This window comes from Kitasatospora sp. NPDC127060 (assembly GCF_042724935.1).
In the GTDB taxonomy this organism is placed as follows: domain Bacteria; phylum Actinomycetota; class Actinomycetes; order Streptomycetales; family Streptomycetaceae; genus Kitasatospora.
Map to the genome: position 1 here is coordinate 1 of NZ_JBHXEG010000108.1, position 26,152 is coordinate 26,152.

A 26,152-nucleotide genomic window follows, 5' to 3' on the forward strand; every position below is an offset into this window, starting at 1 on the left:
TCTGAAAATCACCCGTCACGCCCCTCTCCGCACCCACCCCCTCCACCGCCCCCTCCCGCAGCGCGTCCCTCTCGCCTGGGGCGGGTGGGAGGGGGAGGTGGGGGGCGGAGGTGGGGTGGGTGCGGGTGGGGTGGGTGCGGATGGGGGGTGTGGGGGTGTGAGGGTGTGTGGTGGGCGCGGGGGCTTTGGTCTGCGTGCTCGTGGGGGGTGGGGGAGACTGGGCGCATGCCGGAGTTGCCCGAGGTGGAGGCGCTGTGTGCGTTCCTGACCGAGCGGTTGACCGGGCGGGAGATCGCTCGGGTGCAGCCGGTGGCGATCAGTGCGTTGAAGACGTATGACCCGCCGGTGACGGCCCTGGAGGGGCGGGTGGTGGGGACGGTGGGGCGGCGGGGGAAGTTCTTGGACGTGGAGGCGGGTGGGCTGCACCTCGTGGTTCATTTGGCGCGGGCCGGGTGGTTGCGGTGGCGGGATGTCCTGCCGGTGGAGCCGCCGCGGCCGGGGGCGAGGAATCCGTTGGCGGTGCGGGTGCGGCTGGCGGGGGAGGCCGGGGACGGGTTCGACCTGACCGAGGCGGGGACGAAGAAGGGGCTCGCCGTCTATGTGGTGAGGGATCCGGCGGAGGTGCCGGGGGTGGCCGGGTTGGGGCCGGATCCGTTGGACCCGGGGTTCGGGGTGGAGGAGTTCGCCGCTTTGTTGCGGGGCGAGCGGCGTCGGCTCAAGGGGGTGTTGCGGGACCAGAGCGTGTTGGCGGGGGTGGGCAACGCCTATTCGGACGAGGTGTTGCACGCGGCGCGGATGTCGCCGTACAAGTTGGCGTCGAGCTTGACGGAGGAGGAGACGGCGCGGCTGTACGAGGCGCTCGGGGGGACGCTGCGGGAGGCGGTGGAGCGGTCGCGCGGGTTGGCGGCGGGGGAGCTGAAGGCGGAGAAGAAGCTGGGGATGCGGGTGCACGGGCGGACGGGGCTGCCCTGTCCGGTGTGCGGGGACACGGTGCGGGAGGTGTCCTTCGCGGACTCGTCGTTGCAGTACTGCCCGACATGCCAGACCGGGGGCAAGCCGTTGGCGGACCGGCGGATGTCGCGGCTGTTGAAGTGAGACCGGATTCAACGGCCGCGACGGGGGTTCAGTGCTCGGTGGCGACGCCGCCCCAGTAGGAGGCGGCCTTGGGGTCGGCCGGGTGCTCGCCGTCCGGGCGCCAGGCGAGCACCGGGGAGAGGCGCGGTCGGCCCTGGCCATCTCCTTGACGCTCGGGACCGCCTTCTTGCCGCCCGGCCGGTGGTCGTAGACCCGTGCGGAGTGCGGAGTGGTGGTGTCGACGCCGAAACGTTCCCACCGGCTCGGCTCGGCGGCGTCCTCGTCCTGTGGGCCCTGCTGGGGAAAGTCCTGACTCGCCGTCATGACCACGTCCTCTGATGGCACATCATCACACCGTTGGATGCACGGTGTGGCGGTCGTGGGGGTGGCGTGGCCGTGGGCCGTCGGAGTGGTGATCGGGGCCGTCCGGGGTGCCCGGGGAGAGGGCCGGTGAGCAGCGGGGCAAGCATCAAGAATGCTGTCTGATCGTCAGATTAAGTTGTCGGTGACCTCTCGGATCACCTCGCGCAGGCTGTTGATGGTGGCGGCCGGGATGTCCTTGCTCGGCGGCGCCGCCGCCTGCAAGAGCCCCTGGGCTGCCACTGCTACTCCGGAGGGGCGGACGGAAGTCCTGGTGACGGAGACGCCCGGGGCACCGGTGCCCTCGGCGGCCGCGTCCCCCACGTCGTCCTCTCCGACGCCCTCCCCGGCGCCGCCGTCCGCCGGTCCTTCGGTCGCGCCGACCGTCCAGCCCGTCCGCAAGGCGCTCAGTGAGGCGGAGAGCAAGCCGGTGTACGACCTGGACCCGTCCCAGCGGGTGGTGGCGCTCACCATCGACGACGGGCCGGACCCCCGGTACACGCCCCAGGTGCTGGCGCTGCTCCAGCAGCACGGGATCCGGGCGACCTTCTTCCTGATCGGCGAGAACGCCGTCGAGCACCCGGCCCTGGTGAAGGAGATCGCGGACCGGGGCCACCACATCGCCAACCACACCTGGACCCATCCGGATCTGCGGCACATGTCGGAGAGTGCGGTCCGGGACGAGCTGGAGCGCACCTCGGACCTGCTGCACCGGACCACCGGGCGGCTGCCCACCTGGTTCCGAGCACCGGGCGGGGACTTCTCGCCGGTGTCGCTGCGGGTGGCCGCCGACCTGGGGCTGCGGAACATGTCCTGGTCGGTGGATCCGAGGGACTGGTCCCGGCCGGGGACGTCGTCGATCATCGACACCGTCCTCAAGGACGTCCGGCCCGGGTCGATCGTGCTCAACCACGACGGCGGCGGGGACCGCTCGCAGACGGTGGCGGCGCTGAAGGCGTACCTGCCGGTGCTGATCGACTCGGGGTACCTCTTCACGGCGCCGCCGAACTGACATATGAATGCCAGGGAATCGGATATCGAAATGTCGATGGATATCGACGATGGGCGCAGGTGGCGGCTTTGGTGGCTAAACCACTCGAACGGGTGGATTGGGAGAATCGTTTCTGCGGATTTCGGGCCTTTAGGGTGATCTCGCACCAGTTCACCAGGTACCTGTCTGGGTACCGCCTGAAAGGCTTTTCCATGCGTCTCCGCAATGCCGTGCTCGCCGTCGCCAGCGCCGCCGCCCTCGTCCTCGCCGTTCCGATGTCGGCCAACGCCGCTACTGGTGACTTCCTCTACAAGGTCGGCCCGGGCGTTCCGGCCGGGCTGGCCGATCCGGAGAGCGGGAAGTGCATCAACCTGTTCGGCGCGACCGAGAACGACCCGGCCTTCGCGCCGGAGAACTTCACCGCCTCGACCGCGACGGTGTTCCTCGACTTCGACTGCAGCGGTGACGTCTTCTACGTGATGAACCCCGGGAAGAAGCTCGGCGACCGGCTGAAGCTGCGCTCGGTCGTCTTCTCCTGAGCGGAGCCTTCCGCGAGGTGGCCCGGGCCGGACGGTCGGCGTAGCGTCGAACTGTCCGGCCCGGTCGCCGGTGCTTCGTGATGTCCGGTGGTCGGGTGCCGCAGCCTGGGCGGAGCGAAGGAGGTCCCGGGATGACCGGCAACGGTTATGCGCATCCTGAGGCGCTGGTCGGCACGGAGTGGCTGGCCCGCCATCTGGACGACGGGACGGTTCGGGTGGTCGAGGTCGACGAGGACGGCAGCGCGTACGAGCGGGGCCACATTCCGGGTGCGGTCGGCTGGAACTGGACCGCCGACCTGCACAGTCAGGTCGGGCGGGACTACGCGGACCGGGGGGCCGTGCAGCACCTGCTGCGGGCGGCCGGGGTGGAGGACGACACCACGGTGGTGCTGTACGGCGGCAACAACAACTGGTTCGCCGCGTACGCGTTCTGGCTGCTGCGGTTGCGGGGGTTCGGACCGGTGAAGCTGCTGGACGGCGGGCGCAAGAAGTGGGAGCTGGAGGGGCGGGAGCTCACCCACGAGGTGATGGACTACCAGCACAGCTCGTACGTTCTGACCGGGCCGGAGCGGCCCGAACTGCGGGCCCTGCGGGACGAGGTGCTGGCCAAGGCGGAGGTGTTCGCCAAGCCCGGGGCGGACTCGGTGCTGGTGGACGTGCGCTCGCCGGCGGAGTTCCGGGGGGAGCTGATCGCGCCACCCCATCTGCCGCAGGAGCAGGCCCAGGTGCCCGGGCACATCCCCGGGGCGGTCAACGTGCCCTGGTCGCAGGCGGCCAACGACGACGGGTCGTTCAGGTCGGCGGAGGAGCTGCGGGCGCTGTACGGGGGCAAGGGCGTCGGGCCGGAGCGCGAGGTGATCGCCTACTGCCGGATCGGCGAGCGGTCGGCGCACACCTGGTTCGCGCTCACCGAGCTGCTGGGGTACCAGCACGTGAAGAACTACGACGGCTCCTGGACGGAGTACGGCTCGCTGGTGCGGGCGCCGGTGGTGCTCGGGACCTGAGGCGGCGTCGGGCGGCGCCGGTGGGGCGGGTGGGGCGCGTGACGGTGGTGGGGCGCTGTCATTTCGGCGTGTTTCTTTTCATGAACATCTCATCGTTGGGGAGTGGACTGCGGGCCGCCGGGACAAGGATCGATCCGACCCGATCGTTCCGGTGATCCTGGAGGACCACGTTGCGCAAGAGACTGATCGTCTCCGCCGCCAGTGCCCTGAGCCTGTTCCTGGCCGTCCCCGCCTCGGCAGCCGACTTCCAACCCGGCGCGGCCGGGATCGGCGACCCCTACTACCCGACCTACGGCAACGGCGGCTACCGCGTCTCGCACTACGACATCCGGCTGAAGTACCAGCCCGCGACCGACGAGCTGGAGGGCACCACCACCATCCTGGCCACGGCGACCCAGGACCTCTCCCGGTTCGACCTGGACTTCGCGCTGAACGTCTCCGAGGTGCGGGTCAACGGGCGGCCCGCGGCCTTCGCCACCAGCGGCGAGCAGGAGCTGCAGATCACCCCGGCCCGGCCGCTGGCCAAGGGCAGCCAGGCCACCGTGGTGGTCCGGTACAAGGGCGTGCCGTCGGAGGTCAAGAAGTACGGCTTCACCGCCTGGCACCGCACGCCGGACGGCGCGGTGGCGGCCGACGAGCCCGAGGCGGCCTGGTGGTGGTTCCCGAGCAACGACCACCCGAGCGACAAGGCCACCTACGACGTCTCGGTGCTGGTGCCGGACGGCAACCAGGTGATCAGCAACGGCGTCCTGACCGGCACCAGCTCGCAGGCCGGCTGGACCCGCTACAGCTGGCGCGAGAACAAGCCCCAGGCGACGTACCTGGCCACGCTCGCCGTCGGGAAGTTCGACATCACCACCGACACCACCACGAGCGGGCTGCCGGTCTACAACGCGTACAGCAAGGACCTCGGCGAGAACGCGGACGCGGCCCGGGCCAGTGTGGAGCGCACCGGCGAGCTGGTGGACTGGCTGAGCGGCTACTTCGGCGACTACCCGTTCAGCTCGGTCGGCGGCTACGTGCCCAACGTCCCGACCGGCTACGCCCTGGAGACCCAGACCCGGGTCTTCTACAGCCCCAAGCAGTTCGCCAAGGGCACCAACACCTCGGTGGTCGTGCACGAGTTGGCCCACCAGTGGTACGGCGACAGCGTCTCGCTCTCGCGCTGGAGCGACATCTGGCTGAACGAGGGCTTCGCCCGGTACGCCCAGCTGCTCTGGTCCGAGCACGAGAACGAGGGCACCGCGCAGGAGCTGGCCGACTACATCTACGCCTCGCACCCGGCCGACGACGCGTTCTGGACCGTCAAGCCCGGCGACCCGGGCCCGGACAACCAGTTCGCCACCGCCGTGTACGACCGGGGCGCGGTGGCCATCCAGGCGCTGCGCAACACCGTCGGGGACGAGAAGTTCTTCCGGATCCTCAAGGGCTGGCCCGCCGAGCGCAAGTACGGCAACGCGACCATCGCGGAGTTCCAGGCCTACGCGGAGAAGGTGTCCGGGCAGAAGCTCGGGGACCTCTTCACGACCTGGCTGTTCACCGCTGCCAAGCCGGCGGTGGGGCCGGTGGCGCCGGGCACCCCGGCGGCGGCCGCTTCGCTGGCGCCGGGGGCGCGGGACGACGCCCGGGCGGTGGTGGAGCCGAAGTCGTGGAAGAAGATCGAGGAGACCAACTCCGTCCACGACGCGGGGCGTTGACGCCCGGGATCGTGGTGCGGTGACGGGCGTGGCCCGGTCGGCCGTTCGCGCTCGGACACGGGAGCGCGAACGGGGGTCGGGCCACACCGCTCAGGAGCCGTCCGCCGCGAGCAGTTCGGTCAGGCGGCGGACGGCGAAGGGTATGAGCTCGCGGACCGGGACGAGGCGGCAGGGCGCGTTGCCGACCAGCACCTCGCGGATGCCGGCCAACTCCTCGAACTCCCGCCCCACCACCGGGAAGTGGGTGTCGTTGTCGTCGCCCACGTCGGGCGTCTCGATCCAGACCCGCTCGCCCTGGATGGCCATCGGGAAGCGGCGGAGCTTCAACCGGCGGTTGGGCGCGAAGGTCTCCGCGTAGTGCAGGAAGGTGTTGCGGTTGTGGCCGACGCCGACCAGCAGCACGTACCCGCCGAGGTCGTGCAGCGCACCGAAGGGCGACTCCCGGCCGACGGCGAAACCCAGCGAGCGGCGGGCCGTCACCTCCCGGGCGTGGGCGCCGACGGCGGCGACCGAGGCCTGCGGATGGGTGCTGCGCAGGCTCTCCGGCAGGGCGCGCAGCGTCTCGGCCACCGCGCCCATCGGGGACGGCAGCTCGGGGTGGAACAGCGGGACCCGGGAGCGGAGTTCGGCGACCTCGGGGGTGGGCAGGCCGGCGTGGTCCGGCGCCGGGTCGCAGACCGTGGAACCGGTGAAGGCGGGCACTGCCACCGTGCCGCCCGGCCCGACGGCCTCGCGCAGACTGGCCACCACGGCAGCGGCCCCGCCCTCGACCCGGCCGAGGCTGGACAGCGAGGAGTGCACGATCAGCGCCATGCCGGGGCGGACGCCGACGCGGTGCCAGCCGTCCACGAGGTCGGCGGTGGTGAGCGGGCTGGTGCCCGGAGTGGTCATGGTCCCCCCTGGTGGTGTTGGTGCTGGGCGGTTCTGGGTGCGCTGGGTCTGGCTGGGCGTGCTGATGCCGGTTCGTACCGGTGTGGTGCGATTGTTCGGGCCCGACCCTAGCGGGTGGCACTGACAATCGGTCAGGAGGGGGGTGCCGTGCGTCAGTCCCCCAAGGAGCCGCACGGGCTCCAGGCCAGGGTCCGGGTCAACCCGTTTGTTCGGTGGCCGGCCCGTACCGTCCTCGGGGCGGCCGAGGACGGTACGGGCCGGGCAGGTGCGGTGGTGGTCACGCGGGGACGGCGGCGCCTGACGTGGCGGCCTCGGTGAGGATCAGCTGCTCGACGCCGCGCAGGAAGCGCTCCATCGCCGGGCGTGGGAGCACGGCCGGGTCGGCGGTCATGGCCAGGCTGAGGGCCTCCGGGGACTGCAGGGCGTCCAGGGCGTAGGTCAGGCCGGGGCGGGGCTCGAACTCCGTCGGCCAGCTGAGGGTGGTGCCGTCCTCGCCCGGGTCGGGAGTGGCCGGGAGCAGCTCGCGGGTGTCGTTGAAGACGCAGGAGCGGTCGGCGAGCGGCACGCCCTCGGCGGCGAGCCGATCGGTCTCGGCGGCCAGGGTGAGCTTGTCGAAGTACGCGTGCCGGTAGGTGCCGATGGCGGCGGCGTGGGTGCGGCGCACGACCTCGCCGAACTCGGCTGTGGCGTCCGGGAGATGGAACAGTCCGTCGCCCGCGACCACGCTCACCGCGTTGGTCAGCTCTGGCAGGAAGCGGTTGTTGACCACGACGTGGAGCACCGCCTCGGTGCGGCCGGACAGCCGGGCGGTCATCGCGGCGGTGGCCGCCAGCAGGACGGAGGAGGTGCTCACCCGGTGCGCGGCGGCGACCAGTTCGACCGCGCGGGGCAGTGCGGGGGAGCGCAGGACGGCGTGGGGGAAGCGGGCCGGCGGCGCCCCGGCCGTCGCGGGCTGCGGGAACAGCCGCGGCGGGCCGAGCCGGAGCTTGCGCAGGACCTGCTTGCGGGCCGCCTCGTCGCGGCGCCGGCCGCGCTCGGAAGTCTGGAACCCGGACTCCTCCAGGGGCTGTTGGGCCGGGGTACGGAGCCCGGCGAGCTCGGTGGGGGAGGTGCCTAGGCTGAGGGCGGTCAGATCGGCGACCAGGCGGCCCATCCCCGAGCCGTCGACGGCGGTGTGCGAGAGCACCAGGCTGAGGTGCCGGGCCAGGCCGTCGGCCGTCACCACGCCGACCCGGAGCGGCCAGTGGGCGGCGGTGTCGAAGGGGCGCCCGGCCAGCTCCCGGTGCAGCCGGGCGCCGGTCTCGGCCGGGTCGACGCCGTCCGTCACCGGCTCCACTTCGACGGTCAACACCCCCTCCGGATCGACGACTTGATCCAGTCGACCGTCGGGCGTCGGGCGCAGCCGGGTGTGCAGCGAGTCGTGCAGGTGCAGCAGTCGCTCCAGCGCGTCGAGCAGGACGGGCACCGGCAGGCCCGGGTCCAGCGGGGCGGCGGTGGCGATGTTGTAGCGCGGGGCGTCGGCCGGGGGCAGCCGGCGGACGGCGTCCCAGATGGCCCGCTGGCCCCAGGTGGCCGGTCCGGAGCCGGACCGGCCGGACGAGAAGGCGATCTCCAGCAGTTGGCGAGTGGTCACCGTGTGGCTCTCCGATGTGCGGTGGGTCGGTGCGTCGGTGCCGGTGCGTTGGGAGCGCGGGTGCTGCTGGGGAGAGTGTGGCGCACCGCCGCCGGGGCGTCGAGAGCGCCGACCGGTACCCGGCGGCCGTCCCGGCGGGCCCGTCGGGGTGCCGCTCGTTCGCGCTCCTATCCGCAGTCGAGTCGGGCTCGAGCCCGCCGCCCCAGCCTGCTGATGGCCTTCGGAGCGCGGTCCGGGGGTCTGACGTCCTCACCGGACTCACCGGACGCAGGCGAAAGGAACGGACTGTGACGCGACGTACGGACGGAGGCCGGCGATGACCCGGCGTGTAGTGATCACCGGAATCGGGGTGCGCGCCCCCGGTGGCCCCGGCACCAAGGGGTTCTGGGACCTGTTGACCGAGGGGCGCACCGCCACCCGGACCATCTCGTTCTTCGACGCCTCGCCGTTCCGCTCGCAGATCGCCGGAGAGGTGGACTTCGACGCCGAGGCCGAGGGGTTCAGCCTCCGGGAGATCCGGCGGATGGACCGGGCCACCCAGTTCGCCGTCGCCTGCACCCGGGACGCGCTGGCCGACAGCGGCCTGCAGACCGACGCACTGGACCCGCACCGGATCGGGGTCAGCCTGGGCAGCGCCGTCGCCTCCGCGACCAGCCTGGAGGCCGAGTACCTGGTGCTGTCCGACCGGGGCCGGGACTGGCGGATGGACCCGGGCTACCTGTCCCCGCACATGGCGGACTACCTCAGCCCCGGCGTGATGCCCGCCGAGGTCGCCTGGGTGGCCGGCGCGGAGGGCCCGGTGGTGATGACCTCCGACGGCTGCACCTCGGGCCTGGACGCGGTCGGCTACGGCGTCCAGCTGATCCGCGAGGGCACCGTGGACACCGTCGTCGCGGGGGCGGCCGACACCCCGATCTCCCCGATCGTGGTCGCCAGCTTCGATGCGATCAAGGCCACCACCCCCCGCAACGACGACCCCGCGCATGCCTCCCGGCCGTTCGACGGCTCGCGCAACGGCTTCGTACTGGCCGAGGGCGCCGCGATGTTCGTGCTGGAGGAGTACGAGGCCGCCCGCAAGCGCGGCGCCCACGTCTACGCCGAGATCGGCGGCTTCGCGACCCGCTGCAACGCGTACCACATGACCGGCCTCAAGACGGACGGCCGGGAGATGGCCGAGGCCGTCCGGGTCGCCCTGGACGAGAGCCGGCTGGACCCGACCGCCGTCGACTACGTCAACGCCCACGGCTCCGGCACCAAGCAGAACGACCGCCACGAGACCGCCGCGATCAAGCGCAGCCTGGGGGCGCACGCCTACGAGGTGCCGGTCAGCTCGATCAAGTCGATGATCGGCCACTCGCTGGGCGCGATCGGCTCGATCGAGATCGCGGCCAGCGCCCTGGCCATGGAGCACAACGTCGTCCCGCCGACGGCCAACCTGCACACCGCGGACCCCGAGTGCGACCTGGACTACGTGCCGCTGACAGCCCGCTCCCAGCGGGTGGACACGGTGCTGTCGGTGGGTAGCGGGTTCGGCGGCTTCCAGAGCGCCATGGTGCTGCACCGGCCGGAGCGGGTGGGCCGATGAGCGGGGGCGGCGGGCGGAGCATCGAGAAGAGCGCCCCGGCGGTGGTCACCGGGATGTCGGTGGTGGCGCCCAACGGCCTGGGCACGGAGGCGTACTGGAAGTCCGTGCTGACCGGCCGCAGCGGCATCGGTGAGCTGACCCGGTTCGACGTCTCCGGCTACCCGGCCCGGCTGGCCGGGCAGATCCTGGACTTCGCGGCCGAGGAGCACCTGCCCAGCCGACTGCTGCCGCAGACCGACGTGTCGACCCGGTACGCGCTGGTGGCCGCCGACTGGGCGCTGGCCGATGCCGGGATCGCGCCGGGCAGCCTGGCCGACTACGACATGGGCGTGGTGACCTCCACCGGGCAGGGCGGGTTCGAGTTCACCCACCGGGAGTTCCGCAAACTCTGGCACCAGGGGCCGCAGTTCGTCAGCGTCTACGAGTCCTTCGCCTGGTTCTACGCCGTCAACACCGGGCAGATCTCGATCCGGCACGCCATGCGCGGCCCGAGCGCCGCGCTGGTCGCCGAGCAGGCGGGTGGACTGGACGCGGTCGGCCACGCCCGTCGCACGGTGCGCCGGGGCACTCCGCTGGTGCTCAGCGGGGGCGTGGACTCCGCCTTCGACCCATGGGGCTGGCTCTCCCAGTTCGCCACCGGCCGGGTCACTACGGTGGAGCACCCGGACGCCGCCTACCTGCCCTTCGACGCCGCCGCGAGCGGGCACGTGCCCGGCGAGGGCGGCGCGCTGCTGGTGGTCGAGGACGCCGGCTCCGCCCGGCGGCGCGGCGCGCGGCAGGTCTACGGGCAGATCGCCGGCTACGCCTCCACCTTCGACCCCCGGCCCGGCACCGGCCGCCCGCCGGGACTGCGCCGGGCCGCCGAACTCGCCCTGGCCGACGCCGGACTGACGCCCGCCGACGTCGACGTGGTGTTCGCGGACGCGGCCGGGGTGCCGGAGCTGGACCGGGCCGAGGCGGAGGCGATCAGCGGACTGTTCGGCCCGCGCGGCGTGCCGGTGACGGCGCCCAAGGCGCTCACCGGGCGGATGGCCGCCGGCGGCGGGCCGGCCGACCTGGTCACCGCGCTCCTGTCGATCCGCGACCGGGTGATCCCGGCGACCGCCAACACCGGCCGGGTGCCCGAGGAGTACGGCCTCGACCTGGTCACCGGCGAGCCGCGCTCGGCGGAGGTCCGGGCCGCGCTGGTCCTGGCGCGCGGGCGCTGGGGTTTCAACTCCGCGGTGGTGGCGACGGCCGCGGCGCCCTGAGCGGAACTCCGCGCGACGCACGCACGACGCACGCACGCACGACGCACGCACGACCGCACGACCGCACGACCGCACGACGATGACGACAGAGGAGAGCACCATGGCAGAGCTGGACATCGACGACATCCGCCGGATCCTGGTCGCCTGCGCGGGCGCGCAGGACGGCATCGACCTCAGCGGCGACATCCTCGACACCTCCTTCGCGGACCTCGGCTACGACTCGCTCGCGCTGATGGAGAGCGCGGCCCGGATCGAGCGCGAGTACGGCATCGAGCTGCCGGAGGACCGGATCGGCGACGTCGGCACCCCGCGGGACCTGATCGCGCTGGCGCACACGGCTCCGTCGGCCGTCCGGTGAGCGGCGCGCAGCGGCGGCTGCTGCGCACCGAGCACACCCGGGTCGTCCACGCGGGGCCCGAGACGCTCTACGACCTGGCCGCGGACGTCACGCTGTGGCCCGCGGTGTTCGGGCCGAGCGTCCATGTACATCACCTGGAGCGGGGGCCGGGCTTCGAGCGCTTCGAGCTGTGGGCGCTGGTCAACGGCGCGGTGAGCAGCTGGGTCTCGCGGCGCACGCTCGACCCGGAGCGCCGCTCGATCACCTTCGAGCAGGAGCGCAGCCGGGCGCCGATCGCCTCGATGGGCGGCGAGTGGCTGTTCCGGGATCTCGGCGGGGGCCGGACCGAGGTGGTGCTGCGGCACCACTTCTCCGCCGTCGACGACGACGCGGAGACGATCGCCTGGATCACCGCGGCGCTGGACCGCAACAGCCCCGAGGAGCTGGCGGCGCTGGCCCGGATCACCGAGACCGGGCACCCGCTGCGGGACCTGGTGTTCTCCTTCGTGGACACCCTGCCGCTGGACGGCGGGGCGGAGGCGGCCTACCGCTTCGTGGACCGGGCCGACCGGTGGGCCGAGCGGCTGCCGCACGTCGCGCGGGTGGTGCTGGACGAACCGGAGCCGGGTGTCCAGGAGCTGGAGATGGACACGGTGACCGCGGACGGCTCGGCGCACACCACCCGCTCGGTGCGGGTGTGCCGGGAGCCGGAGTGGATCGCCTACAAGCAACTGCTGCCTCCGGAGCTGCTGTTCGGGCACAGCGGGCTGTGGACCTTCGGCACCGGGCCGGACGGGCCGGTGGCCACCGCGCGGCACACGGTGGCGGTGGACCCCGGCGCGGTGGAGCGGGTGCTCGGGGCCGGCCGGACGGTGGCCGACGCTCGGGCGTACGTCCGGGAGGCGCTCGGGCGCAACAGCATCACCACGCTGTCGTACGCGACCCGGCGGGTGGCGCGGTCCTGAGCTCCGGTGGCCGGGACCGGGGGACGCGGAACGGGAGGGCGGTCATCCGCCCTCCCGTTCCGTCGTGTCCGCCCGGCCGGTGGCCGGCCGATGTCGGCGCCCGGTCGATGCCGGCGGTCAGTCGACCAGGACCCGGGCGAGCACGGCCGAGTGGTCGGGGTGGCCGGTGACGACGCCGCTCCAGCCCTTGGCGGCCTGCTCCCAGCGGTAGCTCCAGCCGGGCGCGTCGAAGCCGGTGCCGCCGAGGGCGAACTCGATCGCGCCGCCGGGGCCGGCGGTGGCCGTCCAGGCCAGTCCGGGGAGGATGAAGCGCTCGCCCGGGACGATCGGCCCGGCGGCGCACAGGGTCGGCGACCCGGCGTCGGCCAGGGCCTCGGCCGGGACGGTCCCGGTGTCGGCGAGCAGCCGGTGCCGGGCGTCCGCGGCGCCGGCCGGCCGACGGAAGGCGATGCGCAGGTCCCACACGCGACTGCTGAACTTGGGGTTGAACAGCAGCGGTCGGGGTCGGACGACGACCTCGAAGGGCGCACCGGCCGGGACCACCGCGGGGGCGGTGACGTCGAAGCCGAGGGTGTACGGGATGGTGTGGGTGTCCTCGGCCGGTTCGGTGTAGACCTGGCAGGTCAGGGAGAGCGTCACCGGGGACGTCACGGTGGCCGCCACGGCTCAGGCCCCCCGCTCGGATATGACCAGCCCGCCGGCGCCCGTGCCGGTTTGCTCGCTGAGCTCGGCGCCCCGCCCGTAGCGCAGGTGCAGCTCGTCCATGGTCGGCGCGTCCAGCGCGCGCCAGCCGTGGCCGGCCAGCCAGCCCGGCGGGTCGGGCTGGGTGGAGCGCCACTGGGCGCCGATCGAGGACTGCATCTTCCGGAAGCCGCTGACGTCGCCCTTGTAGGTGGTGGTGGGGTTGACGTGTTCGACGGCCAGCCGGCTGGCGGGGGCCGAGAGGGCGCCGACCCTCTGGACCAGCAGGTCGTTGTCGGCGGAGGTCAGGTAGGGCAGCAGGCCCTCGGCGAGCCAGGCGGTCGGGGCCCCGGGGTGGAACCCGGCGGCGGTGAGGGCGGGCGCCCAGTCCTCGCGCAGGTCGGCCGGGACGACGGTGCGGGTGCCGCCGGCCGGGCCGAGCACCGCCTCCTTGAACTCCAGCACCTCGGGGAGGTCGAGTTCGAAGACGGTGGTTCCGGCAGGCCAGTCCAGCCGCAGCGCCCGGGTGTCCAGGCCGGCCGCGAGCAGCACCACCTGGCGGAGGCCGGACCGGGTCGCGGCCAGCAGGTAGTCGTCGAACAGCGCGGTGCGCAGGGCGATGTAGCTGCCGAAGGTGCGCATGCTGCTGACCGCCTCGGCGCCGGCGGCGTCCACGAAGGCCCGGGCGTGGGGGTCGTCGAAGAGCCGGTCCTCGCGGAGGCTCTCCTGGGCGCGGGCCACCGCCACACCGAGGGCGGTCAGGCCCACGCTCTGCGGCAGCCGGGGCCGGCCGGTGTCCGCCGGGGTCGGATCGAGCTCGGTCATCCTGTGGTTCCTCTCTCGCGCGCGGCTCGGTGCCGCTGGCCCGTTTGTCCCAGGTGCCGCTCGACTTCCGCTGGACCGCATCCGGCGGTCCGGGCGAGTATTGCGGCGAAGTACCTTGGCTCCAGCAAGACTTGAGTGTTCGTCAAGTGATTCCACGGGAAGCTTGGCCGCGCACGTCGTGACCAGGCTCCGCAGAAGGAGGTCGTTGTCGGTGACCGGTGTCCAGCAGCAGAAGGTGCGGTCGGCCGTCGTCCGCAGTCCGGGTACGGAGCGGCGCTTGCGGGTCGGCGGGGACCTGCCGTACTTCGACGATCCGGTGGAACTCCGGGACTACGTCCAGGCGTTCGAAGGCCTCGGGTACGACCACCTCGGCTTCGGCGAGCACGTGGTCTCGGCCCGGACGGACGACTGGCCCTCGGAGATCTCGCCGTGCGCGCCGTGGCACGAGTCCTTCGTCCAGGCCGCCTATCTGGCGGCGATCACCTCCCGGGTGGAGCTGACGGCCTCGGTGCTGCTCCCGCAGCGGCCGGTCGCGCTCGCCGCCAAGCAGGCGGCCGAGGTCGACCTGCTGAGCGGCGGGCGACTGCGGCTGTCGGTGAGCGTGGGGTGGAACCGGGACGAGGTACGGGCGTTGGGCGTGGACCCGGCCGTCCGCGGCCGGCTGATCGAGGAGCAGATCGAGGCGATGCGGCTGCTCTGGGACGAACCGTTCGTCGACTATCCGGGCCAGTACGTGCAGTTGAGCGAGGTAGCGCTCAACCCCCGGCCGCAGCGGCCGCTGCCGCTGTGGATGGGCGGCGGCTCCTTCGCCGACGGCGGGGTGCCCCAGCCGGCGGTGCTGGACCGGATGGCCCGACTGGCGGACGGGTTCCGGATGTTCGGCCCGCTGATGCGGGACACCGGTGCCGCGGTGAAGGTCGTGCAGCGGCTGCGTGAGCTGGTCGCCGGGCACGGCCGGGACGCGGACGCCTTCGGGATCGAGGCGCGGATCCCGCTCCAGCTCGTCCCCGAGCAGGAGTGGGCCCCGCGCCTGGCCGACTGGCGGGAGGCCGGGGCCAGCCACGTCACGCTGTCCAACCGCCGTGGCGCGGGCGGCGTCCAGGCGGAGATCGCCCGGCTGGCCCGGTTTGCGGAGCTGACCCGCGAGACCTGGTGAGGCGCTGACACCCGGCGCTGACACCCGGCCCTGATGCCTGGCCCTGATGCCTCGGTCGGCCCCCCGGTGCGTGCTACCGGGGGGCCGGCGGCACGTCGCGGGCGTCGACCCCCGGGGCATCCGGGTCGAGGTTCCAGGCGATCACCCGGACGGGGTGGATGCGGATCAGCTCGCCGCTGAAGTACGGGTTCGGCGGCGTCTCGTCGTGACGGGCCTCGGCGCGGCCGCGGATTTCGATGCCCCGGCCGCGGAAGGGCGAGCGGGTGCTGCCCTCGGGCGCGTAGTCGTCCACGACGAAGGAGACCAGCGGGTTGGCCGCCACGTTGCGGAACTTGCGGCTGGCGGCGAGCTTCGGGCCGCCGATGTCGATGGCGCCGGTGGCCGGGTCGACGGTGAAGGCGACCGGCCGGTTCTGCGGCTCGCCGGCGGGGCCGACGGTGGCCAGTCGGCCGTGCCCCTGGGAGGCCAGGTAGCGCAGTTCGGTCTCGCTGAACGGATTGCTCGTCATCACGGCGTCCGATCGTCGGTTGCGGGGGTGGCGGTTTCGGGGGCCTCGGTTGCGGGGGCGGGGCCCGGGTCTGGGGCGCTCTCGGGCTGGCCGGGCCGGGCCGGGTCGCCGAGGTGGCGGATCAGTCGGCGCAGCTGCTCGCCGTAGTAGTGCTCGAACTCCGGGTCGTCCGGGGTCAGGCCGCTGGCCTCCCGGGCGGTCTGCGGGAGCATCACGGGGGCCAGGATCATGCCCATCACGGCGAGCCGGACGAACCCGGGGTCGAGGTCGGCGGCGATCTCGCCGCGGGCCTGGGCCTGGCGCAGATTGGCGAGGTCCTGGGCGAGGGTGGTGTCGTCGTCGGCCTCGTCGGCGACCGAGCCGTCGCCGGTCAGACCGCGCCAGACCATCAGCCGGGCCGGTCGCGGGTCGGCGAGCCCTGCCCTGAGGTAGCGGGCGGCGACCTCCTCCAGCGGCAGGTCCGGGTCGGCGAAGACCGCCTCGCTCTCGCTCCAGCTGCGCTGGAGTTCGCGGTAGAGCCCCTCCTTCCCTCCGAAGTAGTAGTTGATCAGCTGCTTGTTGACGCCCGCGTTGGTCGCGATGTCCTGGACGCGGGCGCCGGCGAAGCCCTTCGTGGCGAACTCGTCGAGCGCGGCGCTCAACAGGGCCTGCCGGGAGCGGTCGGCGTCCCGCTGCCGCTCTTCGGGGGTGGGGGACCGTCGGGGATGCCGCCGCTTGCTCTCCACCTCGGTCGATGACTCGCTCATGGCGGCAGTCTACACCGGGCATCACCCCTATGTGTGACTGCATCATCTTAGTAGACGAGTTAGTCATCCAGTTGGTTGACAGAAGCGAACCGTTGGCTGAGACTGCTGCTGTGAAAGCATCCAAGAACGCCTCGGCCCCCGTGGTGGAGAATCCGGGACTGACGCCGGAGACCCGGCGGGTCGTCGTCGTCGTGCTGGTCGGCGCCGTCCTGGCCTTCCTCGACGCCACGATCGTCAACGTCGCCCTCAAGTCCCTCACCACCGAGCTGGACACCACCCTCGACGCCGTGCAGTGGGTGGTCACCGCCTACCTGCTGGCCCAGGCCGCCGTCCTGCCGGTCACCGGCTGGGCCGCCCGCCGGGTCGGCGCCCGGCGCCTGTACATCGCCTCACTGCTGCTCTTCACGCTGGCCTCGATCGTCTGCGGCCTGGTCGACAACGTGGGCGCGCTGATCGCCGCCCGCGCCGTCCAGGGCATCGGCGGCGGCATGATGATCCCCGCCGGGCAGATGATCCTGGTGCGTACCGCCGGCCAGGCCGGGCTGGCCCGGGTGATGGGCGCGGTCGGCATCCCGATGGTGCTGACCCCGGTCGTCGGGCCCACCATCGGCGGCCTGCTGGTCGACCACGCGGGCTGGCAGTGGATCTTCCTGATCAACGCGCCGCTCGGGGCGATCGGCCTCTTCCTGGCCGCCCGGCTGCTCCCGCCGGACCCGGCCGGGGAGGAGGCCGGACCGCTCGACCTGCCCGGACTCCTCCTGGTCGGCCTCGGCATGGTCGGCATCACCTACGGCCTCTCCGAAGCCGGCAGCGCGGGCCTGACCTCGGCCAAGGTGCTGGTCCCGCTGCTGGTCGGGCTGGCGCTCACCGGCGCGTTCGTGCTGCGCTCGCTCCGGGTGCCGCACCCGCTGCTGGACATGAGGCTCTACCGCAGCCAACTGTTCAGCTCGGCGTCCTTCGTCACCTTCGTGTTCGGCGCGGCCACTTACGGCGGCATGATCCTGATGCCGCTCTTCTACCAGGTGGTCAAGCACGAGGACGCCTCGCACACCGGGCTGCTGCTCGCCCCGCAGGGCCTCGGCGCGGCGGTCGCGATGGGCATGTCCAGCCGGCTGTTCGAGAAGATCGGCAGCGTCACCTGCGTGATCGGCGCTGCGGTCAGCGTGGTCGCCACCCTGCCCTTCGTCCTGATCTCCGACGGCACCTCGTACTGGGTGCTCGGCGTGGCGATGGTGGTCCGCGGCCTCGGCATCGGACTGTCCGTGATGCCCGCGATGACGGCGGCCTTCCGGGCCATCGACCCGGCCAAGATCAACGACGCGACCCCGCAGCTCAACGTGGCGCAGCGGGTCGGCGGCTCGGTCGGCACCGCCGTCTTCGTGGTGGTGCTCCAGCAACACCTCGCCGGCCGGACCGAGCCGGCCGCGCAGGCGAGTGCCTTCGGCGACACCTTCTGGTGGGTCTTCGGCGCCGCGGTGCTGGCCGTGCTGCCGACCCTGCTGATGGCGGCCGTCGAACGCCGCCACCAGCAGGACCGGCCGCCCGGCGAACCCTCCGCCCCACAACTCGTGGACGAGGGCGAGCCGGCCTGAGACCACCGTCAGGGTCTGTCCGGACCCTAGGCGCGCTCAGGGGACGGGGCCCCCGCCTTCTCCTGGCGCGCCGGACGGGGGGCCGCGGTCCCGGGCCTCCGGGCCCGGGACCAGCGGCGCATCATCGGCTGCTCGACCAGCGTGTACAGCAGCCAGGCGGCCAGCAGACTGGCCGCGAGGAACGGCAGGCTCAGCGCCGTCGCCTCCAGCGCCGACATCCTCATCCCGATCCCGAGCGCCTTGGCACCGTACGTGATCACCAGTTGGTGGACCATGTAGAGCGCGAAGGACACCTCGCCCAGCCACACCGCCACCCGGCCGCTCAGGAACGAGCGCCGGCCCTCCAGGTCGGCGACCGCGCCGGCCGGGATGAGCAGCGCCAGCGGCACGATCGTCAGCGCGGCCGTGCCGAACTGCCCGGGGGCGTACAGCGCCCCGGCGTACCCGGCCAGGAACAGCAGCCCGGCGGGCAGCAGGCCGATCCGCGGCCACCCCCCGGCCAGCACGATCCGGGCCAGCAGCATCCCCAGGACGAACTCGAAGGCCCGCATCACCGGGAAGAAGTAGACGAACCACAGCTGGGTGACGGAGTAGTCCATCCGCGGCGAGATGTGCGGGCCGCCCGAGAGCAGCAGCGCCGAGACGGCCGGCACGCAGAACACCGCCAGTGCCGCACCGCCCGCCCACCACCACAGCCGCCCGGCCCGGATCCGGCCGACCAGCGGCAGCAGCAGCGGGAACAGCAGGTAGAACAGTGCCTCGCAGCACAGCGACCAGCTCACCTGGTTGATCCCGGTGAGCACGTCGAAGCGCGGGATCCAGGACTGCACCAGTAGCAGGTTCGGCACCAACTGCCCCGCGGTGAATGCCTCCCCGCAGACCAGCATCAGGGCCACCGCCGCCAGCGCGGTCACCAGGTGGTTGGGGTAGATCTTGCACAGCCGCCGACGCCAGAAGGCCCGGGCCGGCTCACCCGGCCGGGCCGACCAGGTGAGCACGAAGCCGCTGAGGACGAAGAAGAACGACACGCCCGTCGACCCGGCGGCGCTCCACCAGAAGCCCGCGCCGGTGCCGGAGGTCCAACTGCTCGGCAGGAAGCGGAAGAAGGCGTGCGAGAAGAAGACCATCCCGGAGGCGAGGAACCGCATGCCGGTGAGGGTCGGCAGGTTCGGACGTCGGGGCGCCGTCGTCGCGGCGCCGGGTGTCAGGGCGCTCATCCCGGTGCCGGCCTAGCCGGCCTGCGGCGCCCAGCCGCTGCGGCGCAGGAGTTCGGCGAAGGTCAGCAGACCGGGGTGGGCGGCGCGCAGCGCGGGGATGTCCGCCTTGTAGCCGATCTCGTTGAACCACTCGAAGGTCTTCGCCATCCAGACGTCCTTCTTGGCCAACTCCTCCAGCGGGATGGCCTCGTAGCGGGCCGGCCGGCCGGTGTGCGCGGCGAAGGCGGCCGCGATCTCCGGGCCGGTCAGGGCCTCGCCGGCGATCTCCACGTTCCGGCCGGTGAAGGCCGCCGGGTTCTCGAAGGCGTCGGCCACGAAGTAGCCGATGTCCTGGGAGGCCAGCACCTGGAGCTTGGTCTCCGGGTAGAGCCCGCGGCGGAACACCAGGGTGCCGTCCGGCTCCGGCTCCGGTGGCAGGTCCAGGAAGTTCTCCATGAAGTAGACCGGCCGCAGGAAGGTCGTCGGCACCTCCGCCGCGCGGATCGACTGCTCCGCGCGGAGCTTGGTCTCCCGCCAGCCGACCCCGCCGGGCTTCTCCACCCCGCCGACCGAGCTGTGCACCAGGTGGGCGATGCCCGCCCGGGTGGCCTCCTCGGCGAACAGCGCCGCGTGCCGCTCCTCGCCGTCCAGGCCGTTGCCGTGGGTCGGGGTGAAGACGGTGAACAGGCCGTGCGCGCCCTTCAGCGCCGCCCGGACCGCTGCCCGGTCGTCGAACTCGCCGCGCACCAGCACGGCTCCCTTGGCCGCGAGCTCCCGGGCGGCGGGCTTCTCCGGGTCCCGGACGAGCACGTGCACCCCCCAGCCCCGGTCGAGCAGGTGCCGGGCGGCGCTGCCACCCTGGCGGCCGGTCGCGCCCAGCACCAGAACCCACTTGTCGTCCGTTGCCACGTCCACTCCTTCGCTAGCCCGTCGTGACGGCCGCGGACGGCACGGGCGTGCCCCGCGGCTGGGCCCAGCGTGGTGGGGACGGCTCGAATCCGGCTCGAATCCGTCGGGGCCGCCAGGGCCCGGCCCACCAGCGCGGGGGGCGGCAGGCGGGCGCGGTGTCCAGCCTCCCTCCAGTGCGGTTCGAGACGTTCGGCGGAGCCTGACGCGCACACAGTGCGGCGATCCACGGGCGACGACGTGTGATCCACGACGTGTGATCCACGACGCGCGATCTGCGACGTGTGATCCGCGACTTGTGATCACGAGAGCCGTGACGTGACGAGCAGGACCGACGAGTGCGAGAAGGGCGACCCATGGCACACCTACCCCGGCTGATCAGCCGACTGTCCCGGCCGTTGCTGGCGACCAGCTTCATCGTCGGCGGCTACGGCGTGCTCCGCGCGCCCGGTCCGCTGCCCGAACTCGCCCGGCAGCGCGGGGTGCCGTACCCCGAGGCCGCGACCCGGGCGACCGCCGCGGGCATGATCGCGGGCGGGGTGGCGCTGGGCACCGGGCTCGCGCCGGTGGCCGGCGGCGCCCTGCTGGTCGCCTGTCTGGTGCCGACCACGGTCGCCGTGCACGGGTTCTGGCGCCAGCCGGACCCGGCGCGGCGGCGGGCCCAGCGCAACGAGTTCCTCAAGAACGTCAGCCTGGTGGGCGGGCTGGTGATCGCGGCCGTGGACTCCCGGTCGACCCACCCGGCCGTGCCCGCGACCCCGGAAGGAGCCTGACATGGCCGACAACCGACTGCCGCTGCCCTACGGCGCGTCGGACCTCGTACCGGTCGCCGCCAAGCACGCGGCCGACGCGGATCAGCAGCGTCGGCTCCACCCCGATGTGGTGCACGGCGTGGTCGCGGCCGGCTTCGCCCGGCACTTCGTGCCCGAGCGCTGGGGCGGCGACGCAGGCGGCTTCGCCGACCTGCTGGCGGCGGTGGCGACCGTGGGGGAGGGCTGCACCTCGGCCGCCTGGGTCGCGGCGCTCACCGCCACCGTGCCCCGGATGGCCGCGCACCTGCCGCTCGCCGGGCAGCGGGAGATCTGGGCGGACGGCCCGGACACCATGCTGGTGGGCGCGCTGATGCCGCTGGGCCGGGCCGAACGGGCGCCCGGCGGCTGGCGGTTGACCGGTACGTGGTCCTTCGTGAGCGCCGTCGAGTTCGCCGACTGGGCGCTGGTCTGTGGCCAGACCCCGGGGGAGGACGACGGCCGGGTGGCCCGCTACTTCGCGGTGCGGCGGGGCGACTTCCGCGTGCAGGACACCTGGTTCACCGTCGGCATGCGGGGCACCGGCAGCAACACCCTGACGGTGGAGGACGTGTTCGTGCCGGACCAGCGGGTCTGCACCCGTGCGGCGGTGCTCGACGGCGAGTGCCCCGAGGCCGTCGACGGCTGCACCCGGGTGCCGCTCAAGGCCGTCAACGGGCTGTCCTTCGCGGCCCCGGTGCTCGGTGCGGCCCGTGCGCTGCTCGCCGGCTGGGCCGACTGGGCCGCGCCGAAGATCGCCGGCACCGGCGGCGGGGACCCGTCGCTCGCCGACAACGCGGCCCGCCACCAGGTGCTGGCCCGGGCGGCGGCCGAGATCGACGCGGCGCAACTGCTGCTGGAGCGCGTCGCGCGGGTCGCCGACGAGGGGCCGGTGAGCGCGCTGCACGCGGTCCGCGGCGGGCGGGACTGCGCGATCGCCGCGGAACTGCTGCTGGCCGCCGCCGACCGGCTGTTCCGGGCGGCCGGCACCTCGGGGCAGGTCGAGAGCAGCCCGTTCGCCCGCGCCTGGCGGGACGTCAACGTCGCGGTGGGGCACCTGGTGCTGCGGTTCGAACCGGCCGCGGGGGCGTACGCCCAGCGGGCGCTCGCCGAGCGGTAGCGCGGACTGGACCTGGAGCGGCAACCGGAACGGCCGGGGCCGGGGGAACGGCGGTTCCCCCGGCCCCGGCGCGTGGTCCGCAGACCGGTGCGTGGCGCGGAGCGGTGTGTGGCGCGGAGCGGTGCTTCAGGCGGCCTGGGCGCCGGGGCCGGGGGCCGCCCGGCGGTGGACCCGGGCGCGCTGCACGGTCAGCCGCATGCCGCCGGTCGGCCGGTCGGCGAACATCCCGACGCCGAGGGCGAGTCGGGCGGGCCGCAGACTCTCCAGCGGCCCGTCCGTGCCCCGGACCGGACGGGCCGGGGCGGGCAGTGGGTGCCCGAGGTCCGGCACGGTGAAGACCTCGGTGCCGTCCAGCCACCAGTGCGCCGAGCCGCGCCCGGCGTCGACCGTCACCGTGCAGCGGTGGAAGCGGCCCGGGACCCGGGCGGCCACCGGGAGTTCGTACGTGAAGGAGCCGGTGCCGGGGCGCGGGAGCCGCTCGTAGAGCACCAGCACCCGGTCGTTGGTGAGCAGGAAGTCCAGGACCAGGCCGGAGGCGAAGTCCACGCAGATCATGTTGGCCGAGCTGCCGGGGGCGCCGCCGTACACCTCGGCGGAGAGGTCCAGCCAGGCGGTCAGCGCCTCGCCGTGGCGCAGGTCGAAGCCGGGCGCCCCGGTGGCGTCGGTGCCGTCGGTGTGTTCGGCGAAGGCCGCCCAGCGCAGGTGTTCGGCCGGGCCGGACGGCCCGCGCTCCGCCGGGTGGGCGAAGGCGGGCAGTCCGGTGACCGGGTCGGTGCCGGTGGGTTCGACGACCAGCCCGCCGGCGGTGAGCCGGGCGCGGCCGTCCCCGGCGGGCAGGCCGGCGGCGGGGCGGGCCCGCCACCCGGACGGCAGGCCGTCGGGGGCGGGCCGGGGCGAGCGGAAGTCGTCGGCGAGCAGGACCTCGCCGGAGGTGTCCCGGGTGTTCGTCACCGCGGTGCTCCCTGTCTCGGTGGGCGGGGGTCGGGTGGTGGGCCGGTCACTCGCCGACCCCGGAGCGGTCCAGTGCCTCGGCGACGGCCCGCAGGATCCGCAGCCGCCCGTCGAGGGTGGTGGCGGCGGCCGACACCATCACCCCGAGGGTGGTGACGCCGGCCTCCGCGTAGGCCTGCAGCCGGTCGGCGAGCCGGGGTACCGGGCCGCAGAGCGAGGTGCGGTCGATGAAGTCCAGTGGGAGGGCGGCGCCAGCTCCCGCGCGGTCCCCGGCCGCCAACCGCTCCTGGAACAGCCCGACTTCGCGCTCGTAGCCCATCTCGCGGGCCAGTCCGAGGTAGAAGTTGTGGGCCGGGTCGCCGATGCCGAGCAGGTAGACGTACTGGTCGCGCAGGGCGTCGGCGGCGGTCGGGAGGTCCGCCGCGACCGAGGTGGGCAGGCTGGGCAGCACGTCGAAGCCGGTCAGGTCGGCTCCGGCGCGCTCGCGGCCGGTGCGCAGCTCGGCGACGGCCTTGGCGACCGCCTCCGGTGAGGTGAACACCCCGATCCAGCCGTCCGCGATCTCCCCGGCGAGCCGCAGGTTGCGCGGGCCGACGGCGGCCAGGTAGACCGGCAGCCGGGGCCGCAGCGGCTGGGTGAGCAGGTGCAGCGGGGCGCCGTCGCGCCCGGCGGGGGGCAACTGGAAGTGCTTGCCCCGGTGGGTGACCGGGTCGCCGGCGAGTGCCCGGCGGACGATCTCCACGTACTCGCGGGTGCGTTCCAGTGGGTGGTCGAAGGCCACCCCGTACCAGCCCTCGGAGACGTCGGGGTTGGACACGCCGAGCCCGAGCCGGAACCGGCCCCCGCTGAGCGCGTCCAGGGTCGCGGCGGTGAGGGCGGCCAGGCCCGGTGGGCGGGCCGGGATCTGCATCACCCCGGAGATCAGCCCGACCCGTTCGGTCCGGCCGGCCACCAGGCCGAGCACGCTGGGCGCGTCGGACCGGTAGCCCTCCGGGGCGAGCACCGAGGCATAGCCCAACTCCTCGGCATGGACGGCCAGTTCGGCTGCCCCTTGGTAGACCAGGTTCGCTGCCAGTCGCACGGTTGCTCCTCGCTCCTCGCTCCTCGCTCCTCGGTCCCTGCTTCTCGCTTGTCACTCCTCAGATAAGGTGGGCGCCGCCGTCGACCAGCAGCACCTGGCCGGTGGTGTACGCGGCCCCGGCCAGGCCCAGCACGGCCTCGGCGACGTCCTCGGGCAGGCCGGTGCGGCGCAGCGGGGTGCTCTCCCGGACCTTCGCCGCGATCGGCGCGAAGAAGTCCTTTCCGGCGGTCCACGGCGTCTCGATCAGCCCGGGTGCCACCGCGTTGACCCGCACCGCCGGGCCGACGGTGTTCGCCAGCAGCCGGGTCATGTGCTCGATCGCGGCCTTGCTGACCGCGTACGGGATCGAGCTGCCGGCCGGGCGGCTGCCGGCCACCGAGGAGATGTTGACCACCGCGCCGCTGCCGGTCGCGGTCAGGTGGGGCATCGCGGCGACCGTGGTCTGCCAGGTGCCGATGACGTTCAACCCCAGGACGGTGCGCCACAGTTCGGGGTCGGCGCCGGCCAGGTCGGCGTGCGGGACGGGCCGGGTGAACCCGGCGTTGTTCACCAGCAGGTCCAGCCGGCCGTAGTGTGCCACCGCCTCCGCGACGAGCCGCTGGGCCTCGGCCTCGACCGAGATGTCGGCCTTGACGTAGTGCGCGTCCGGCAGTCCGGCGGCGATCTTCTCGCCCGTCTCCACCGAGCGGGCCGAGTTGACCACCACGCGGTACCCGGCGGCGGCCAGCCGCTGGGCCACGGCGGCGCCGATACCGGACGAGGAGCCGGTGACCAGGGCGACCCGGGCGGCGGCCATCAGTAGTTCCCCAGTCCGCCGCAGACGTTGAGCGCCTGGGCGGTCACGGCGGCCGCGTCGTCGCTCACCAGGTACTCGACCATCGCGGCCACCTCGCGGACCTCCACGTAGCGGCCGAGCGGCACCCGGGTGGTGATCCGGTCGTGCACCTCCTGCGGGCCGACCTGCCAGATGGCGCCGTAGTGCTCGCGCACCCGCTCGGCCATCGGCGTCTCCACGAAGCCGGGGCAGACCGCGTTCACGGTGATCCCGGTGCGGGCCAGCTCCAGCCCGAGGGCCTTGGTGAAGCCCACCACGCCGTGCTTGGAGGCCGAGTACGGGGCGGCGTGCACCACGCCCTGCTTCCCGCCGGTGGAGGCGATGTTGATGATCCGGCCGCGCTCCTTGGCCAGCATGCCGCCGGCGTTGAGGACGGTCTTGGTCATCATGAAGACGCTGTTGAGGTTGGTGTTGATCACGTCGATCCACAGCTCGTCCGGGAGTTCGGCGGTGGCGCCGCCCCCGCTGCGGCCGGCGTTGTTGACCAGGATGTCGACCGGGCCGAAACGCTCGACAGCGGCCCGGACGTAGGCGTGGATCTGCTCGGGCCGGGCGACGTCGCAGGCGGTGCCGTCGACGTCGAGCCCCTGCTCGCGCAACTCCTTGACGGTGGACAGGAGTTCCTCCTCCCGGCGGGCGCAGATGAAGACGCTCGCGCCGAGCCGGGCGAGCCGGGTCGCGACCTCCAGGCCGATTCCGCTGGTCGCACCGGTGACCAGGGCCACCGGCCGTGTTGCGTTCGTCATGCTGCCTCCACTGGGTGCGATCGGCGGTCGGGTGCGATCGGCCGTCTTGTGCCGATCGGCGCTGGGTGCGTGCGGCAGCGAGCGTTCCGGCCGGCGCTAGAGGCGGGCTGGAAGGCGGCTGGAGCAGCCCGGCCCGGGTTCTCAAGCTCCCTTCGAGGCGGGCAGGGCACGGTGGGCGGGCAACCCCACCCCTCTGCTCGGAAGGACCGCCGATGACCGTCGCCCCCGTACAGACCGAACTCCACTCGCGGGTCCAGCACTTCTACGCGCACCAGATGCAGGCGCTGGACGGCGGCCGGTTCGAGGACTACGCCGCCACCTTCACCGAGGACGGCACCTTCCAGCACTCGCCGCAGGCCGAGCCCGCCGTCGGCCGGGCCGGGATCGTCGCCGAACTGGTGCGCTTCCACGAGCGGTTCGCCGACGACCCGGTGCAGCGCCGGCACTGGTTCAACCACATCGCGCTGACGGCGCAGCCGGACGGCTCGGTCCGCTCGACGGTGTACGCGCTGGTGGTGACCGTCCGGCCCGGCGGTGCGCCGGTGATCGCGCCGAGCTGCGTGGTGCACGACGTGCTGGAGGTGCGCGAGGACGGCATCCTGCTGCGCTCGCGGCTGGTCACCCACGACCAGCTGGGCTGAGCCGGGGCGCCGCGCGCGGACGACTCCGCCCGACAGCACTCCGCCCCACCGGAC

At 73.3% G+C, this 26,152-nt stretch carries 26 protein-coding genes; 14 read left to right on the forward strand and 12 right to left on the reverse strand.

The annotated features are described in order from the left end of the window. Nucleotides 1-225 precede the first annotated feature (225 nt). The 5 genes from ACFWIS_RS36755 (at nucleotide 226) to ACFWIS_RS36775 (ending at nucleotide 5,665) form a co-directional block, all read left to right on the forward strand. Entirely contained in the window at nucleotides 226-1,095 is an 870-nt protein-coding gene (locus ACFWIS_RS36755) for an Fpg/Nei family DNA glycosylase (protein ID WP_380461398.1), read from the forward strand. Nucleotides 1,096-1,708: 613 nt separating this feature from the next. Further along, nucleotides 1,709-2,446 carry a polysaccharide deacetylase family protein gene (locus tag ACFWIS_RS36760; RefSeq protein WP_380524235.1) on the forward strand — a complete coding sequence of 246 codons (738 nt, stop codon included), beginning with the start codon at nucleotides 1,709-1,711 and terminating at the stop codon, nucleotides 2,444-2,446. A gap of 191 nt (nucleotides 2,447-2,637) precedes the next feature. Next, nucleotides 2,638-2,964, forward strand: coding sequence for a hypothetical protein (locus tag ACFWIS_RS36765; RefSeq protein WP_380461400.1), 327 nt, complete (start codon nucleotides 2,638-2,640; stop codon nucleotides 2,962-2,964). Nucleotides 2,965-3,095: 131 nt separating this feature from the next. Continuing rightward, nucleotides 3,096-3,968, forward strand: a complete 873-nt coding sequence (locus ACFWIS_RS36770) for a sulfurtransferase (RefSeq protein ID WP_380461401.1) — start codon at nucleotides 3,096-3,098, stop codon at nucleotides 3,966-3,968. 170 nt (nucleotides 3,969-4,138) lie between these two features. Next, nucleotides 4,139-5,665, forward strand: a complete 1,527-nt coding sequence (locus tag ACFWIS_RS36775; protein WP_380461402.1) for a M1 family metallopeptidase — start codon at nucleotides 4,139-4,141, stop codon at nucleotides 5,663-5,665. 90 nt (nucleotides 5,666-5,755) lie between these two features. Here ACFWIS_RS36775 and ACFWIS_RS36780 read toward each other — a convergent pair whose 3' ends face one another. Together ACFWIS_RS36780 and ACFWIS_RS36785 are read right to left on the reverse strand one after the other, a co-directional pair. After that, a complete protein-coding gene (locus ACFWIS_RS36780; protein ID WP_380461403.1) occupies nucleotides 5,756-6,556 on the reverse strand; it encodes an aminoglycoside N(3)-acetyltransferase in 801 nt (266 codons plus the stop codon). 277 nt (nucleotides 6,557-6,833) lie between these two features. After that, nucleotides 6,834-8,189 (reverse strand): condensation domain-containing protein, encoded by a 1,356-nt coding sequence (locus ACFWIS_RS36785; RefSeq protein WP_380461404.1) that lies wholly within the window; start codon nucleotides 8,187-8,189, stop codon nucleotides 6,834-6,836. Nucleotides 8,190-8,505: 316 nt separating this feature from the next. Here ACFWIS_RS36785 and ACFWIS_RS36790 point away from each other — a divergent pair, with 316 nt between their 5' ends. From ACFWIS_RS36790 to ACFWIS_RS36805, 4 genes are all read left to right on the forward strand, one after another. Then, nucleotides 8,506-9,774, forward strand: a complete 1,269-nt coding sequence (locus ACFWIS_RS36790) for a beta-ketoacyl-[acyl-carrier-protein] synthase family protein (RefSeq protein WP_380461405.1) — start codon at nucleotides 8,506-8,508, stop codon at nucleotides 9,772-9,774. After that, nucleotides 9,771-11,024, forward strand: a complete 1,254-nt coding sequence (locus tag ACFWIS_RS36795) for a ketosynthase chain-length factor (RefSeq protein WP_380461406.1) — start codon at nucleotides 9,771-9,773, stop codon at nucleotides 11,022-11,024. Before ACFWIS_RS36790 ends, ACFWIS_RS36795 begins: the two co-directional genes overlap by 4 nt. A 100-nt stretch (nucleotides 11,025-11,124) precedes the next feature. Continuing rightward, nucleotides 11,125-11,382 (forward strand): acyl carrier protein, encoded by a 258-nt coding sequence (locus tag ACFWIS_RS36800; RefSeq protein WP_380461407.1) that lies wholly within the window; start codon nucleotides 11,125-11,127, stop codon nucleotides 11,380-11,382. Further along, the gene (locus tag ACFWIS_RS36805) at nucleotides 11,379-12,326 is read left to right on the forward strand and encodes an aromatase/cyclase (protein ID WP_380461408.1); all 948 of its coding nucleotides are present in this window, start codon (nucleotides 11,379-11,381) and stop codon (nucleotides 12,324-12,326) included. The genes ACFWIS_RS36800 and ACFWIS_RS36805 overlap by 4 nt, the downstream gene beginning before the upstream one ends. Nucleotides 12,327-12,443: 117 nt before the next feature. Here the strand turns inward: ACFWIS_RS36805 and ACFWIS_RS36810 are convergent, their stop codons facing one another. Continuing rightward, nucleotides 12,444-12,965 carry a hypothetical protein gene (locus ACFWIS_RS36810; RefSeq protein WP_380461409.1) on the reverse strand — a complete coding sequence of 174 codons (522 nt, stop codon included), beginning with the start codon at nucleotides 12,963-12,965 and terminating at the stop codon, nucleotides 12,444-12,446. A gap of 27 nt (nucleotides 12,966-12,992) precedes the next feature. Further along, a complete protein-coding gene (locus tag ACFWIS_RS36815; protein WP_380461410.1) occupies nucleotides 12,993-13,832 on the reverse strand; it encodes an SAM-dependent methyltransferase in 840 nt (279 codons plus the stop codon). A 211-nt stretch (nucleotides 13,833-14,043) separates the two neighbouring features. Between ACFWIS_RS36815 and ACFWIS_RS36820 the strand changes: the two genes are divergently transcribed. Continuing rightward, on the forward strand, nucleotides 14,044-14,988 hold the full coding sequence (locus ACFWIS_RS36820; RefSeq protein ID WP_380461411.1) for a TIGR03619 family F420-dependent LLM class oxidoreductase: 945 nt from the start codon (nucleotides 14,044-14,046) through the stop codon (nucleotides 14,986-14,988). Between the two features lie 73 nt (nucleotides 14,989-15,061). On the opposite strand, the gene ACFWIS_RS36825 is transcribed toward ACFWIS_RS36820, so the two are convergent. Both ACFWIS_RS36825 and ACFWIS_RS36830 read right to left on the reverse strand, forming a co-directional pair. Next, complete coding sequence (locus tag ACFWIS_RS36825; RefSeq protein ID WP_380461412.1) at nucleotides 15,062-15,496, reverse strand: PPOX class F420-dependent oxidoreductase; 435 nt, start codon at nucleotides 15,494-15,496, stop codon at nucleotides 15,062-15,064. Further along, a complete protein-coding gene (locus tag ACFWIS_RS36830; protein ID WP_380461413.1) occupies nucleotides 15,496-16,242 on the reverse strand; it encodes a TetR family transcriptional regulator in 747 nt (248 codons plus the stop codon). Before ACFWIS_RS36830 ends, ACFWIS_RS36825 begins: the two co-directional genes overlap by 1 nt. Before the next feature lie 110 nt (nucleotides 16,243-16,352). Here ACFWIS_RS36830 and ACFWIS_RS36835 point away from each other — a divergent pair, with 110 nt between their 5' ends. Next, on the forward strand, nucleotides 16,353-17,834 hold the full coding sequence (locus ACFWIS_RS36835; RefSeq protein ID WP_380461414.1) for an MDR family MFS transporter: 1,482 nt from the start codon (nucleotides 16,353-16,355) through the stop codon (nucleotides 17,832-17,834). Nucleotides 17,835-17,860: 26 nt separating this feature from the next. Here the strand turns inward: ACFWIS_RS36835 and ACFWIS_RS36840 are convergent, their stop codons facing one another. Further along, nucleotides 17,861-19,051 (reverse strand): acyltransferase family protein, encoded by a 1,191-nt coding sequence (locus ACFWIS_RS36840; RefSeq protein ID WP_380461415.1) that lies wholly within the window; start codon nucleotides 19,049-19,051, stop codon nucleotides 17,861-17,863. Between the two features lie 12 nt (nucleotides 19,052-19,063). Then, nucleotides 19,064-19,939: an NmrA/HSCARG family protein gene (locus ACFWIS_RS36845; protein WP_380461416.1), complete on the reverse strand. Its 876-nt coding sequence runs from the start codon at nucleotides 19,937-19,939 to the stop codon at nucleotides 19,064-19,066. A gap of 353 nt (nucleotides 19,940-20,292) precedes the next feature. On the opposite strand from ACFWIS_RS36845, the gene ACFWIS_RS36850 reads away from it, so the two are divergent. Further along, nucleotides 20,293-20,709 (forward strand): DoxX family protein, encoded by a 417-nt coding sequence (locus tag ACFWIS_RS36850; protein ID WP_380461417.1) that lies wholly within the window; start codon nucleotides 20,293-20,295, stop codon nucleotides 20,707-20,709. A gap of 1 nt (nucleotide 20,710) precedes the next feature. Then, nucleotides 20,711-21,844: an acyl-CoA dehydrogenase family protein gene (locus tag ACFWIS_RS36855; protein WP_380461418.1), complete on the forward strand. Its 1,134-nt coding sequence runs from the start codon at nucleotides 20,711-20,713 to the stop codon at nucleotides 21,842-21,844. Nucleotides 21,845-21,970: 126 nt separating this feature from the next. On the opposite strand, the gene ACFWIS_RS36860 is transcribed toward ACFWIS_RS36855, so the two are convergent. The 4 genes from ACFWIS_RS36860 to ACFWIS_RS36875 are packed head-to-tail and all read right to left on the reverse strand — an operon-like array spanning nucleotide 21,971 to nucleotide 25,457. Beyond that, the gene (locus ACFWIS_RS36860) at nucleotides 21,971-22,795 is read right to left on the reverse strand and encodes a DUF6081 family protein (RefSeq protein WP_380461419.1); all 825 of its coding nucleotides are present in this window, start codon (nucleotides 22,793-22,795) and stop codon (nucleotides 21,971-21,973) included. Nucleotides 22,796-22,841: 46 nt separating this feature from the next. Further along, complete coding sequence (locus ACFWIS_RS36865; RefSeq protein ID WP_380461420.1) at nucleotides 22,842-23,876, reverse strand: LLM class flavin-dependent oxidoreductase; 1,035 nt, start codon at nucleotides 23,874-23,876, stop codon at nucleotides 22,842-22,844. Nucleotides 23,877-23,934: 58 nt separating this feature from the next. Further along, nucleotides 23,935-24,672: an SDR family NAD(P)-dependent oxidoreductase gene (locus tag ACFWIS_RS36870; protein WP_380461421.1), complete on the reverse strand. Its 738-nt coding sequence runs from the start codon at nucleotides 24,670-24,672 to the stop codon at nucleotides 23,935-23,937. Then, nucleotides 24,672-25,457: an SDR family NAD(P)-dependent oxidoreductase gene (locus ACFWIS_RS36875; RefSeq protein WP_380461422.1), complete on the reverse strand. Its 786-nt coding sequence runs from the start codon at nucleotides 25,455-25,457 to the stop codon at nucleotides 24,672-24,674. The genes ACFWIS_RS36870 and ACFWIS_RS36875 overlap by 1 nt, the downstream gene beginning before the upstream one ends. A gap of 212 nt (nucleotides 25,458-25,669) precedes the next feature. Between ACFWIS_RS36875 and ACFWIS_RS36880 the strand changes: the two genes are divergently transcribed. Further along, the gene (locus ACFWIS_RS36880; RefSeq protein WP_380461423.1) at nucleotides 25,670-26,098 is read left to right on the forward strand and encodes a nuclear transport factor 2 family protein; all 429 of its coding nucleotides are present in this window, start codon (nucleotides 25,670-25,672) and stop codon (nucleotides 26,096-26,098) included. Nucleotides 26,099-26,152: the final 54 nt, after the last annotated feature.

What these genes read in the sequence shown, in the direction of transcription:
- ACFWIS_RS36755 (WP_380461398.1), top strand. Translation starts at nt 226, where the DNA reads ATGCCGGAGTTGCCCGAGGTGGAGGCGCTGTGTGCGTTCCTGACCGAG.
- ACFWIS_RS36765 (WP_380461400.1), top strand. Translation starts at nt 2,638, where the DNA reads ATGCGTCTCCGCAATGCCGTGCTCGCCGTCGCCAGCGCCGCCGCCCTC.
- ACFWIS_RS36770 (WP_380461401.1), top strand. Translation starts at nt 3,096, where the DNA reads ATGACCGGCAACGGTTATGCGCATCCTGAGGCGCTGGTCGGCACGGAG.
- ACFWIS_RS36780 (WP_380461403.1), bottom strand. Translation starts at nt 6,556, where the DNA reads ATGACCACTCCGGGCACCAGCCCGCTCACCACCGCCGACCTCGTGGAC.
- ACFWIS_RS36790 (WP_380461405.1), top strand. Translation starts at nt 8,506, where the DNA reads ATGACCCGGCGTGTAGTGATCACCGGAATCGGGGTGCGCGCCCCCGGT.
- ACFWIS_RS36795 (WP_380461406.1), top strand. Translation starts at nt 9,771, where the DNA reads ATGAGCGGGGGCGGCGGGCGGAGCATCGAGAAGAGCGCCCCGGCGGTG.
- ACFWIS_RS36800 (WP_380461407.1), top strand. Translation starts at nt 11,125, where the DNA reads ATGGCAGAGCTGGACATCGACGACATCCGCCGGATCCTGGTCGCCTGC.
- ACFWIS_RS36815 (WP_380461410.1), bottom strand. Translation starts at nt 13,832, where the DNA reads ATGACCGAGCTCGATCCGACCCCGGCGGACACCGGCCGGCCCCGGCTG.
- ACFWIS_RS36825 (WP_380461412.1), bottom strand. Translation starts at nt 15,496, where the DNA reads ATGACGAGCAATCCGTTCAGCGAGACCGAACTGCGCTACCTGGCCTCC.
- ACFWIS_RS36830 (WP_380461413.1), bottom strand. Translation starts at nt 16,242, where the DNA reads ATGAGCGAGTCATCGACCGAGGTGGAGAGCAAGCGGCGGCATCCCCGA.
- ACFWIS_RS36840 (WP_380461415.1), bottom strand. Translation starts at nt 19,051, where the DNA reads ATGAGCGCCCTGACACCCGGCGCCGCGACGACGGCGCCCCGACGTCCG.
- ACFWIS_RS36850 (WP_380461417.1), top strand. Translation starts at nt 20,293, where the DNA reads ATGGCACACCTACCCCGGCTGATCAGCCGACTGTCCCGGCCGTTGCTG.
- ACFWIS_RS36855 (WP_380461418.1), top strand. Translation starts at nt 20,711, where the DNA reads ATGGCCGACAACCGACTGCCGCTGCCCTACGGCGCGTCGGACCTCGTA.
- ACFWIS_RS36870 (WP_380461421.1), bottom strand. Translation starts at nt 24,672, where the DNA reads ATGGCCGCCGCCCGGGTCGCCCTGGTCACCGGCTCCTCGTCCGGTATC.
- ACFWIS_RS36875 (WP_380461422.1), bottom strand. Translation starts at nt 25,457, where the DNA reads ATGACGAACGCAACACGGCCGGTGGCCCTGGTCACCGGTGCGACCAGC.
- ACFWIS_RS36880 (WP_380461423.1), top strand. Translation starts at nt 25,670, where the DNA reads ATGACCGTCGCCCCCGTACAGACCGAACTCCACTCGCGGGTCCAGCAC.